The sequence below is a fragment of the Bradyrhizobium genomosp. III genome (assembly GCF_000261705.1).
GTDB lineage: Bacteria > Pseudomonadota > Alphaproteobacteria > Rhizobiales > Xanthobacteraceae > Bradyrhizobium > Bradyrhizobium ottawaense.
Genome location: NZ_AJQF01000155.1, coordinates 1 through 11,936, shown reverse-complemented (window position 1 = coordinate 11,936; position 11,936 = coordinate 1). Strand labels below are relative to the sequence as shown.

The following is an 11,936-nucleotide window of genomic DNA, read 5'->3' as shown; positions in this document are numbered from 1 at the left end:
GCCAGCCGCAGCTCCAGCCCCGGCAGGCCGTTCGCGACTTGCTTGAAATTCGGATTGGGACCGGCCCGCAGCTTGCCGGTCTCGTCGTAACGATACGGCGCATGATCGGAGGAAATGGTCTGGAGATCGCCGAGCGACAGCGCCTGCCACAGCGCCTCCTGGTCTGCATGCGTGCGCGGCGGCGGGCTGCACATCCACTTGGCGCCTTCCGCGCCGGGCTTGTCGAGATCGTTCGCGGTCAGGAACAGGTATTGCGGACAGGTCTCGGCGAAGACCTTCAGCCCCTGCCCGCGGGAGTCACGGATCACTCTGGCGCCTTCGGCGGTCGAGACGTGGAAGACCATGATCGGCTGATCGATCAGCGCGGCCATGCCGATCAGCCGCGTGAAGGCTTCGGCTTCGGAGACACGGGCATGACTGACGGCGTGGTATTTCGGCATCGTGTAGCCGCGCGCGAGCAGGCGCTTCACCATCCAGGCGATGATGCCGTGATTTTCGGCATGGGCGCACAGCATCGCGCCGGACTGGCGCGCGGCGAGCAGGATGTCGAGCAACGGCTCGTCGTCGACCTTGAGGCGGTCATAGGTCATGAAGATCTTGATCGAGGCGTGGCCCTGCTTCACCAGCGCGGGAATGTGCTCCTCGACCGTCTCCTTGGTCGCGTCCGCGATGATCATGTGAAAGGCGTAGTCGATCACGGCGCCCTTCTTCGCCAGCGCATGATAATCCTCCACCACCTGCGGCAGCTTCATGCCGACATGTTGGGCGGCGAACGGGATCACCGTCGTGGTGCCGCCAAAAGCGGCAGAGACAGTCGCGCTCTCGAACGTATCGGCGTTCATGATGCCGGCAGCGGACAGCTGCTCGATATGGGCGTGGCTGTCGACGCCGCCGGGCAGCACCAACTTGCCGCGCGCGTCGATCTCGCGCCTGGCCGCCGGAAGCCCGCGGCCGATCGCAGCGATGGTCTCGCCGGAGATGGCAACGTCGGCCTCGAACACGTCGGTGGTGGTGGCGACGCGTCCGCCGCGGATGATCAGGTCGTAGGTGGGTTCAGTCATGAGGCACTCCGTGATAGGCTTGGGCAAATGCTCTCCATTTCGCAGGAAGACCATCATGTCCCGGCCGCGCATTCTCGTCATCAATCCGAACTCCAACCCCGCGGTCACGCAAGGGCTGGAGGACGCCTTGAGGCCGCTCGGTTTCGAGGGTGGACCGGAACTGGTCTGCCAGACGCTGGCCGAAGGTCCGTTCGGCATTGAGAGCCAGGCCGATGTCGACGGCGTCGCGATGCCGCTGCGACGGCTGGTGGAAGGTGACAACAGCTCGGCTGCCTTCGTCATCGCCTGCTACAGCGATCCCGGTCTTCAGGTCTGCCGCGAAGGCACCGAACGGCCCGTGTTCGGCATTGCCGAGTGCGGCGTGCTGACGGCGCTCGCCCGCGCCGAAACGTTCGGCGTCATCGCCATCGCGCAGCGCTCGATCCCGCGTCACATGCGCTATCTCAGGCAGATGGGACTGACCGATCGCCTCGCCGGCGAGCGGCCGCTCAATATGAGCGTTGCGGAGACCGCTTCGGGCGAAGGCACGCTGGCGAGGATGATCGACGTCGGCCGCGCACTGCGCGACCAGGACGGCGCCCGCGCCATCGTGATGGGCTGTGCCGGCATGGCACGGCACCGTCGCCCGCTCGAAGACGCGCTGGGCATCCCCGTGATCGACCCGACACAGGCGGCCGTCAGCATGGCGCTGGGTACGGTGCAGTTCTCGGCTCACTAGGCGTCCTTCAGCTCTTTGGCGTCCTGCCGCGCGCGCCATTGCGCGTGGCTCTCGCGCGTCAGCGAAAAAACATCCCGCTGGGTGGTGTAGAGATTGCCGAACATGCGGCCGATCGGGCGGTAGGCGTCGAGATCGACATACATGTTGGCCTCATTTACGAGGCCCTCGCGGGCGTGAACCCTGAGCACCTCACCGACCAAGAGTTCGCGATCCGGAGAGAAGTTCAGCACCACATGGCGGCGGCATTCCAGCGCAAAGGGCGCAGCAGCGAGCCGCGGCACTTTCACATCGACTGAGGGAAGAATCGCAAGCCCGGTCGCAGCGACCTCGCTGTCGCCGGAGGGGAAATCGACCGCGCAATCGTTCATCGCGACCGACAGCGCCTCGTCCACCATGTGCACGACGAACTCGCCGTCGCGATGGATGTTGCGGGTGGTATCCTTCGGGCTGTGATCCGGCTTGTGCTGAAGACCGAGCACGATCAGCGCGGGGCTCTCGGAGAACACATTGAAGAAGCTGAACGGGGCCGCATTGACCGCCCCGTTCTCGTCCAACGTCGTCACCAGCGCGATCGGCCGCGGCACGATTACGCCGCAGAGCAGCTTGTAGCGATCGCGCGGATCAAGCTCGCGCAAGGAAATGCCATGATCCGACATCGGCGTCATTTCTGCGGCGGCGGCACCGCGCCGGTTTGGCTGGTGATCAGGCCGTAATGCTCGATCCGGCGATGCTGCGCGAAATTGAAGATCGTGGTCTTGCCGAAATTTGTGGCGTCGAGATCGCAGGGATGGACCAGAAGCTCGTCGTCCTCCGTCCTGGCTTCCGCGACGATCTCGCCGTTGGGATCGACGATCAGGCTGCCGCCGAACAGCGGATGGCCATCCTCATTGCCGGCCTTGGCCACCGCGACGACCCAGGTCGAATTCTGATAGGCGCCGGCCTGCACGGAGAGGCGGTTGTGAAACAGGCGCTTCTCGACGCCCTCCTCGCTTCGCTCCGCATTGACGGAGGGCGTATTGTAGCCGATCAGCACCATCTCGACACCTTGCAGGCCCATGACGCGATAGGTCTCCGGCCAGCGCCGGTCGTTACAGATCGCCATGCCGATGATGCCACCCAGCTCGCGCCAGACGTTGAAGCCGAGATCGCCCGGCTCGAAATAGCGCTTCTCCAGATGCTGGTGCGAGCGCTTGGTGTCGTACTCCACATGGCCCGGCAGATGGACCTTGCGATATTTGCCAACGATCTTGCCAGACTTGTCTGTCAGGATCGCCGTGTTGAAGTGATGGCCGTCCGGCGTCAGCTCCGCATAGCCGAAGTTCATTGCCATCCGGTGCTGCGCCGCGCGCTCGAACAGCGGCTTCGTCGCCGCGTTCGGCATCTCGCGCTCGAACCAGATGTCGAACTCGGCGCGGTCCTCCGCGTACCAGCGCGGGAAGAACGTCGTCAGTGCCAGTTCCGGATAGACGATAAGGTCGGCGCCTTTGGCCTTGGCTTCGTCCATCAGCGCGATCATGCGCTTGACCACGGCCTCGCGGCTATCGGCCTGCTGGATCGGGCCCATCTGGGCGGCGGCGACATTGACGATACGCATCAGCGATTTCCCGGTGATCTCTTGGAGGAAGTGAAAGCTTCAACGAATTGCCGGCGCCTGCAACATAACGCGGCACCGCCGATGGTTTCCAGCCGGATGGGCTGGACGGCTTGCAAGGCGTGATCGGCGCTCATCGGTGCTCCTCGTCGGCAATATCGAGGCCATGGTCGAGCGCATCCAGAAGCTGGTCCGCCTCGCGGTCGGAAATGACGAGTGGCGGTGCCAGGAACAGCGAAACCTGCTCGCCGCTGGTTCCGATCACCGCGCCGGCTTCCAGCGCCCGCGTCGCGACGCGCGAGGCGATCGGATCTTCGGTAGTGTCGGCGCGCCAGGAGCGCCAGTCCGGTCCGTGCAGCTCCACCGTCCAGTGCAGCCCCTGCCCCGCCACGCGCTGCACACTGGGGTGTTTCTGAGCGATCGCAAGCAAGCGGCGGCTGAACAGCTTCTCGAGGCTCTTCACATGCTCGAGAATATTGTCTTCGCTGACAACCTTCAGGTAGGCGCTGACGGCGGCCATGCTGATCGGATGGCCGCGCAAGGTGCCGTAATTCTGCCAGCTCGTGCCCTTCAATCGCTCGACGATCTCCTTCGACACCACGACTGCAGCGACGGCGGCGGCACCACCGCCAAGCGATTTTCCAAGCGTCACGATATCAGGACGGCTTTGCGCGCCCTGAAACGCGAACCAGCGCCCCGCGCGCCCTGCACCGGTGACGACCTCGTCCGCGATCCAGTATGATCCAGCCTCTCGCGCGCAGCGGGCGACTTCGTCCTGATAGGCGCCGTCGTAATAGATGCCGCCCTGGGTGTAGTCGATGATCGTCGCCGCGGTATCCGACAACAGACGCCTGGCGTCGGCCAGATATTCGCTCGGTGGCTTGCTGTTGGCCGGTCCACCGTAGATCGCGCCATCCGGCGCCGGCAGGATTCGCACCGGCGCCATCGGCGCCGGCAGCTTCGAGCCGCCTGCATGCACCGCGAGTCCGCCGTGCCATTGCGGCTGCACCGTCATGCTGCGCGACAGACCCGTGATGCCGTGATAGGCGCGCTCGCGCGTCGCCAGCGCCGAGCGCTGAGTCAAGGCCTGGCAGAGCGACAGCGCCATGTCGTTGGCCTCGCTGCCGCTGATGCAAAAGCGCACCGCGCCGACCCAATCGTCCTCGCCCTTGAACGCAATGGCCATCAGATCGTCGGCGGCCTGCTCGCGACCGACCCAGGTCCAGCCCTCGTTGACCACGGGCGTGTCCGCCGCCCGGCGGATCGCCTCCACCATCGCGGGATGACGGTGACCGAGACCGCCGCCGGTGTTGCTGCCGTCGATGAGCTTGCGGCCGTCCGCAAGATGAAAATAGACGCCCTCGCCGCCGACCACGGCCATGGGCGCGCTGTCGCCCGCGTTCAGCCCGGTTCGCAACAATCTGCTCATCGCAATCCCTTCACTCCGCAGCATCAGCGCCGTAGCCACCGCCGCCGCAAGTCTCGACGGTGACGAGATCGCCTTGCTGCAGCACGAGGTTGGATTTGCCGTCGATCGCGACGTTGGCGCCCTGCCTGACAAGGGAGATGCGACAGGCCTTGCCGGGTTCACCGCCCTGCATCCCGAATGGCGGAATCACCATGCGCTCGATGCAGGTCGTCAGATGCATCGAGGGCGCCAGAATGCGATAGGCGCGCACGACGCCATCGCCGCCGCGGAAGGCGCCGGCCCCGCCCGATCGCCGGCGAATGGCCTGCTGCTCGAGGCGGATCGCGTAGTTCGCCTCGATCACCTCGACCGGCGTGTTGGAGGTGTTGGACAGATGTACCCGGGTCGCCGAGATGCCGGCCCGATCGTGCCGCGCGCCTTCGCCGCCCCCGTGGACCTCGTAGAGCATCTTCCAGGAACCGTCCTGCCGCGGCTGCGCAAAGAACAGGACGCCCGCGGTGGTCGCGCCGCCCGCGGACAATCGTTCGGGGATGGTGTCCTGCATGGCGCGGAAGATCGCATCGACGATGCGCATCGACGTCTCGTGGTTGCCCGCGGCGACGGAGGCCGACCAACCCGGCTCCAGGATCGAGCCCGGGCGGGTGACGATGGTCAGGGGGCGGAGCGCACCGGCATTCTGCTGCATGTCGCGCCCGCTCATGATGCGCGCGGCGTAGGCGACGGCCGAGCGCGCCATGAACGGCGTCGTGTTGCAGAAATTCGAGACGCGGTCGCAGCTCCCCGAAAGGTCGAAGGTCGCCTCGTCGCCGGCAATGGTAATCCTGACGTGGATACGCGCGGGTGCGTCGTTCACGCTGCCGTCGTCGAGATGGTCTTCGCCCTCGTAGACCCCGTCCGGCAACGCGCGGATAGCCTCGCGCATCTCGATCTCGGAGAGGTCGTGCAGGCGCGACTGCGTCGCGGTGAACACCGCCTTGCCGTGCTCGCGGCAGAGGTCGACGATGCGCCGCTCGCCGGCCTTGGTCGCCGCGATCTGCGCGAGCAGATCGCCCTCGCAGGATTCGGCGTCCCGAACATTGGCCTTGAGCAATTGCACGATCGGCGCGTTGATTCCGGCTGAGGTTGCGATCAGCACCGGCGGAATGCGCATCGCCTCCTGGAACGTGTCGATCGCCTTGGCAAAATAGCTGCCGGGCCAGGTGCCGCCGATATCCGGCCAGTGCGCGAGGCTGACCGCGAACGCCACGATCTCGCCATCGACAAAGACAGGGCGGACGACCTTGACGTCGTTGAGATGATTGCCGCCGAGCGCGCCGACATTGTAGATCAGCACGTCACCGTCGTTCAGGCTGTCGCGCGGCACCACCTTCAGCAATTCGGGGACCGTGTAAGCCATCGCGCCCAGATGGATCGGGATGTCGCGGCCCTGCCCGACCAGGCCGCCATGGCCGTCCGTGATCGCCGACGACAAATCGCCGGCCTCGCGCAGCAGCGGCGAGCGCGCCGAGCGCGTCATCACCAGGCTCATCTCCTCGGCCGCAGCCGAGAGTCCGTGCCGGATGACTTCGACGACGAACGGATCGAGCTTCAAGTTGCCCTCCGCGTCAGGAACAGATTGCCTGAAACGTCCGGCCTCGCCTGCCAGCCCGGCGGCGCCACCACCGTCGACCACGCGTCTTCGATGATGGCCGGGCCACTGACGGTGTCGGCCAGCGATGCGCGGTCGATAATCCCTGTCGCGATGTCGTGGAAGCCGTCGAACGAGCAGAGGCGCGTGCCTGATGACAGCGCCCTCGCCGCCGTTGCCGGCCGGCCCACCACCGTTGTCGACGGCCGACGCGCCTGTATCCGCACGGATTCGATGACGCAGGGCTCGCTCGTCGCATAGCCGAAGAGTTCGTGATGCCGCGCCAGAAAATCGCTCTTGAGCCTGATCACGTCGAGCGGCAGTGCGAGCGGGACTGGAATGGCGTCGTTCTGCGCCGCGTAACGCATCAGCGCCACCAGCTCGACTTCGATCTCCGCCTTCGCGACACCGTTGGCGATCAGGGGCGCCGACGCATCGTCAATGAGCGCCCCAATGCGCTCCGATACGCGTACGAGATCGATGCCGTCGAGACCGGCGCGCAGGGTCTGCTGCTGCAGGAAGCTGAAATCGGCGGTGAGACAGCCCAGCGCCGAGAACGCGCTCGATGCGCTGGGCACGACGACCTGCGCAATCCCGTAGAGATCGGCGAGGCCCGCAGCATGCATGGGGCCGCCGCCGCCGAAGGCGAGCAGCGTGCAGTCGCGCCCGTCGATGCCGCGCTCGACCGTGACGCGGCGCAGCGCGCGGGCCATCGTCGCGTTGGCGACCTTGATGATGCCGAGCGCCGTTTCGGTCAGGCTCAGCCCCAACGCCCGCGCGATCGGCGCGATGACGCGCTTGGCCGCATCGATGTCGATGCCGATGCGGTCGCCAAGCTTCGTTTCGGGATTGAGATAGCCGAGCACGGCATTGGCGTCGGTGATGGTTGGCTCGCTGCCGCCGCGGCCGTAGCAGGCCGGACCCGGCTCGGAACCGGCACTCTCCGGCCCGACCGTCAGGCCACCCGGGCCGTTGCGCACGATCGATCCGCCGCCCGCCCCGATGGAGTGAACCGCAAGCATCGGCTGGCGCAGCGGCTTGTCGCCGAGCATGCGGCCGTCGGTCATCTCGGCCTGGCCGTCGACGATCAGGCACACGTCCGTCGTGGTGCCGCCCATGTCGAAGGTGAGCATGCGCGGCGTGCCGAGCTGGCGCGCGATGCTGACCGACGCCGAGACGCCGGCGGCCGGGCCCGACATTGCCATCACAAGCGGGCGACGTTTCACCGCGGAGATCGGGATCATGGCGCCGGCGGAATGGAACACCTGCAGGCCGGGGCCAATCGGCAGGCGTTGCTCCAGCTCGCTCAGATACTCGACCGCAATCGGCATCGCGGCCGCGTTGAACACGGTCGCCGAGGTCCGCTCATACTCGCGTGCCTCGGGGTTGACCTCATGTGACAGCGAGACATGGGCGACGACCTCCTTGAGGCGCTCGCCGAGCATTTTTTCGTGCACGGGATTGGCATAGGCGTGAAGGAGAGCCACCGCGACGCTCTGAACGCCGGTCTCCTTCAGCCAGGCCACCAGGCGCTCGATCTCCGCTTGTTCCAGCGGCTTCAGCACCCGTCCCTCGTGATCGAGGCGCTCGGCGAGCCCGAAGCAGCGCTCAGGCGGCACGAGCGGCGGCGATTTCGGCGGAATGTCGAGACGGTAGAGATCGCGGCGGCGATAACGCGCGATCTCGAGCACATCGGCAAATCCCTCGGTCGCGACCAGCGCCACCTTCGGCAGTCGGCCCTCGACGATGGCGTTGGTCACGCGCGTGGTGCCGTGGACGAAGCGCCTGACCTCGCTTCTGCGCAGGCCCACCGCCTCGATCGCCTCCAGCATCGCCTGAACCGGAGCGTCGGGGCGCGACGGCACCTTTGCAATCCGCGCCTCCGATGAATCGCGCCGGATCGCGATGATATCGGTGAAGGTGCCGCCGATATCGGTGCCGACCTCCCAGTGATTTTCGGAGGAGCTCATGTGCGGGGGCAGCGACGGATGAGGTCCGAACCGGACGCCGGGCTGTTACCGTCCATCGCGACATCCAATGCCCAACCGAGAGCGCTCATCATGCATCCCTTGTCTTGCCATTGTCCGCGAGTGTGCGACAGAGCGGTCAGGTGGGGATAGAGCCAGGTTTGTCGCAAACCGCCGGGCCGGCGCCGCGAGCTGCAAGTTCGGTTGCACGTTTTGGTGCAGCAGTGCCCGCGCGGAGAGCATGCAGATGTCGACTGCTGGACCCCAGCAGAGTGCATCGCACCACGGATTTTTCGGCGCAAACCGTCACGTCCGTTGCACTGCAATCCGAACATCCAAAATCACCTGTCTAATTTGCAGGCGATCGAGGGGCGCTGCGCGAGGTTCGGATGCCCATGAGCTATGCACGGCAGGCGGCTCAGCCTTTCTTTATTGTACGGTCAGTAAGCGAGGATATCGTCCGGTCCAATCGATGGGCGACAGCGCAGCCATCCGTTGGGACCAGCTCGTTAGAAACCATCGAGATTCGGACATCCTGCGTTGAAAGTCGCGATCGCGGGCCAGATATTGCCTGAACCCGCCAGTCATGTTCGGATCGACCATCGCCTGCATGCCCTTCTTCCGGCTCAACGACGACCATATGAACCCCGATGATCTCGGGGATTTCGATCCTGAAACCGTGCCGCGCACCGTCGCCGCGTTCGGGGGCCACATGGTCACCAAGGGCATGGAGCTGGCCATGCACGAGCATCGCAAGGACGAGCTCGTCCTGACCGTGCGTGGCATCGTCAGGCTGGAGGCCGGACACGGCGTCTGGATCGTCCCGCCGCGCTGTGCGGTGTGGATTCCCGGCCATGTTCCGCACAGCGTCAGCGTCGCTGGCGACGTCGAGATGCATTGCCTGTTCGTCGAACCGGATGCGGTGCCGGCACTCCCGCGGCAATGTTGCACGCTGACGATCTCGCCCTTGCTCGAGCATTTGCTGGTGCACGCCACCCACATGCCGGTCATGTACGATCCCGACGGCGCCGACGGCAGGATCGCCGCGGTGCTGCTCGACCAGCTGTCGCTGGCCCCCGCCGAAGAGCTGCGATTCCCCATGCCGGCCGATGCCAGGCTGCGCCGGATCGCCAGCGCGATGATGACCGATCCTTCCGATCGCGCGACGATCGAGGATTGGAGCCGGCGCATGGCCGTCGCCCCGCGCACCCTCACCCGCATCCTGCAACGCGAGACCGGCATGAGCTTCGGCCGCTGGCGCCAGCAGCTCCACATCCTGATCGCGCTTCAGCGCCTCGACCAGGGCGCATCGGTCCAGGCCGTGGCGCTCGATCTCGGCTATGAGGGGGCCAGCGCCTTCGTCACCATGTTCCGCAAGGCACTGGGCAAGCCACCGGCGCGATATCTGGCCGAACGCCGCATCGGCGCACACTGACCGGAATTCGCAATCGATTGTCCCGTTCGCGGAATGGGGTCTGAGGGACCATTTCGTATCCAGGCTCCGAAGCGCCCGGGGGCGCATTGCAAGGAGCCGACCGACATGGATTCACTCAGCAAGGGCGTCGTCGCCGACGTCCTCCATCGTCTTCATCAGGAAGCGGAGATCGCCGACGGCCAACTGATGCAAACCTTCGCGAACGAAGCGAAGAGCCGGGAGGAGATCATCAGCAAGGCCATCGCGGCCGAGAGCCGCGATCTGAACGAAGTCTATCGCGGACTTGCGGACAATTTCCTGAGCGTCTCTCCGCGGTTCGGACGCTTCCTCTACATGTGCGTCCGCGCCTCCAAGGCACAGCGCATCGTCGAGTTCGGCTCCTCGATGGGGATTTCCGCGATTTACATGGCGGCGGGCTTGCGCGACATCGGTGGCGGCCGCCTGATCGGGACCGATCTCGAACCCGGCAAGATCGAGCGGGCGCGGGCGAATCTTGCCGCCGCGGGGCTCGCCGACCTCGTCGAGTTCAGGCACGGCGATGCGCGCGAAACGCTCAGCTCCGGCCTTGGCGACGAGATCGACATGGTGATGCTCGATGGCGCTTTCACTCTCTATCTTCCCATTCTCAGGCTGCTGGAGCCGCACTTGAAGCGCGGCGCGCTCATCGTCGGCGAGAACGCGCTCGAGGAAGCCTCGGGCTATATCGACTACGTGCGCGATCCCGAGAACGGTTACCTCTCACTGTCGCTGCCGTTCGAGCCGGGACGCGGCAACGAATTCACGATCAAGACCAGATGATCGGCATGGCGGTGAACCCTGCGATGGAGCCAAACTTGAACGAGCCCGCTCACGAGCCACAAACGTCCGAGCCATCGCGGGCACCGCAGGGACGGGTCACGCGGATGTTGCTGCGATGGCTGATGCGCCCTGCGCGCGTTGCCGGCATCAAGACGCTCTCGCCGCACTTCCGGCTCGTCGAGCTCGAAGGCGAAGCGCTCAGAAACGTCGCCTGGGCGGCCGGCGACAAGATCCAGGTCGCGATGGGCTCGGGCCTGAGCGCGCGCACCTATACGCCGATGTGGTGGGACGCCGGCAACGGCAGAACGCGGCTGCTGGCCTTTGCACATGGCGAAGGCCCCGGCAGCCGCTGGGCTAGCAGTTTGCGCGAAGGTGACAGTTGCCAGTTCTTTGGTCCACGCCGCTCGCTCGACCTTGCCGACCTCCAAGCGCCCATCGTTCTGTTCGGCGATGAAACCTCGTTCGGCCTTGCGGCGGCGTTGCGCGACAGCCTGCAGGCTGGCGGCGCGCTCCATCTGTCCGAAGCCGCTGATATCGCGGAGTCGAGACTTGTGCTGGACTCCATCGGCCTCGGCCACGCCAGGCTAATGGCACGCAGTGCCGATGACACCCATCTTGCAACCGCCGAATCCGAGTTGCTCCGCCTTGCCGCAAACGGCGCACAGTTCGTCCTGACCGGCAAGGCATCCTCGATCCAGCGCGTCGGCCGCGCCTTGAAGGCCGCCGGCGTCGCATCATCGCGGATCAGGGCAAAAGCCTATTGGGCAACGGGCAAGACCGGCCTGGACTAGAGAGGAGCCGATAGAACCGCCGGCCGTTGGTCAAGACACGCGGTCTCCGTCAGGACCGCAGACGCCGCCAGCCAATCGCGATCCCGGTGACGGAGAACGCCAGTCCCAACGCACACAGTCCAACGATAAGGGTATCGCGCAGACGTGGATGCGCCAGCAGGACCGGAAAATCGAGCGTGTGGAGCGCGCTGTAGAACCAGCGGTAGGCTCGCCGCGAGGCATCCAGCCTTTGCAGCACACTGCCATCGGCACCGTCGATATCGAACCAGAGGTCGCCGCAGCGCAAGCGGTAGAGGGGCGCACCGGGAATAGCTGATTGCGCGGGGTAGTCGTCGTTGCCAGCAAGAACGGACGGCGCGCCGCAGCCGGCGGCGAGGCGCGCCACCAGATTCTGGATCTCATGCACGTCCAGAAATTCCGTTGGTCCATCGCGGGGCGCGTCCCCTGCCTTGATCAAGACCTGACGGTCGAGGCCCACCCGGTCGCGCCGGTAGACAGTGCCGTTGAAGGCAAACCATT

General features: G+C 65.7%; 10 protein-coding genes and 1 pseudogene. 4 read left to right on the top strand and 7 right to left on the bottom strand.

Annotation, left to right across the window (positions count from 1 at the left end):
• The coding region (gene hydA, locus IC66_RS0113175; protein WP_038947937.1) for a dihydropyrimidinase at positions 1 to 1,061 on the bottom strand (1,061 nt) is incomplete at its 3' end.
• A gap of 55 nt (positions 1,062 to 1,116) precedes the next feature.
• On the opposite strand from hydA, the gene IC66_RS0113170 reads away from it, so the two are divergent.
• Positions 1,117 to 1,779 (top strand): aspartate/glutamate racemase family protein, encoded by a 663-nt coding sequence (locus IC66_RS0113170; RefSeq protein ID WP_038947936.1) that lies wholly within the window; start codon positions 1,117 to 1,119, stop codon positions 1,777 to 1,779.
• Here IC66_RS0113170 and IC66_RS0113165 read toward each other — a convergent pair.
• The 5 genes from IC66_RS0113165 to IC66_RS0113145 form a co-directional block, all read right to left on the bottom strand.
• Positions 1,776 to 2,444: a flavin reductase family protein gene (locus IC66_RS0113165; RefSeq protein ID WP_028142466.1), complete on the bottom strand. Its 669-nt coding sequence runs from the start codon at positions 2,442 to 2,444 to the stop codon at positions 1,776 to 1,778. The genes IC66_RS0113170 and IC66_RS0113165 overlap by 4 nt on opposite strands.
• Complete coding sequence (locus IC66_RS0113160) at positions 2,441 to 3,373, bottom strand: N-carbamoyl-D-amino-acid hydrolase (RefSeq protein WP_038947935.1); 933 nt, start codon at positions 3,371 to 3,373, stop codon at positions 2,441 to 2,443. The genes IC66_RS0113165 and IC66_RS0113160 overlap by 4 nt, the downstream gene beginning before the upstream one ends.
• 130 nt (positions 3,374 to 3,503) lie before the next feature.
• The gene (locus IC66_RS0113155; protein ID WP_038947934.1) at positions 3,504 to 4,799 is read right to left on the bottom strand and encodes a class-III pyridoxal-phosphate-dependent aminotransferase; all 1,296 of its coding nucleotides are present in this window, start codon (positions 4,797 to 4,799) and stop codon (positions 3,504 to 3,506) included.
• 10 nt (positions 4,800 to 4,809) lie between these two features.
• Positions 4,810 to 6,390: a hydantoinase B/oxoprolinase family protein gene (locus IC66_RS0113150; protein WP_038947933.1), complete on the bottom strand. Its 1,581-nt coding sequence runs from the start codon at positions 6,388 to 6,390 to the stop codon at positions 4,810 to 4,812.
• Positions 6,387 to 8,396: a hydantoinase/oxoprolinase family protein gene (locus IC66_RS0113145; RefSeq protein WP_038947932.1), complete on the bottom strand. Its 2,010-nt coding sequence runs from the start codon at positions 8,394 to 8,396 to the stop codon at positions 6,387 to 6,389. The genes IC66_RS0113150 and IC66_RS0113145 overlap by 4 nt, the downstream gene beginning before the upstream one ends.
• Positions 8,397 to 8,979: 583 nt before the next feature.
• Between IC66_RS0113145 and IC66_RS0113140 the strand changes: the two genes are divergently transcribed.
• The 3 genes from IC66_RS0113140 (at position 8,980) to IC66_RS0113130 (ending at position 11,417) form a co-directional block, all read left to right on the top strand.
• Complete coding sequence (locus tag IC66_RS0113140; RefSeq protein WP_244429108.1) at positions 8,980 to 9,828, top strand: AraC family transcriptional regulator; 849 nt, start codon at positions 8,980 to 8,982, stop codon at positions 9,826 to 9,828.
• A gap of 105 nt (positions 9,829 to 9,933) precedes the next feature.
• Entirely contained in the window at positions 9,934 to 10,626 is a 693-nt protein-coding gene (locus IC66_RS0113135; RefSeq protein WP_028142460.1) for an O-methyltransferase, read from the top strand.
• Positions 10,627 to 10,748: 122 nt separating this feature from the next.
• Positions 10,749 to 11,417 carry a siderophore-interacting protein gene (locus tag IC66_RS0113130; RefSeq protein WP_244429107.1) on the top strand — a complete coding sequence of 223 codons (669 nt, stop codon included), beginning with the start codon at positions 10,749 to 10,751 and terminating at the stop codon, positions 11,415 to 11,417.
• A gap of 49 nt (positions 11,418 to 11,466) precedes the next feature.
• On the opposite strand, the pseudogene IC66_RS0113125 reads toward IC66_RS0113130, so the two are convergent.
• Positions 11,467 to 11,936 (bottom strand): annotated as a pseudogene (locus IC66_RS0113125) (PepSY domain-containing protein); the annotation flags it as partial.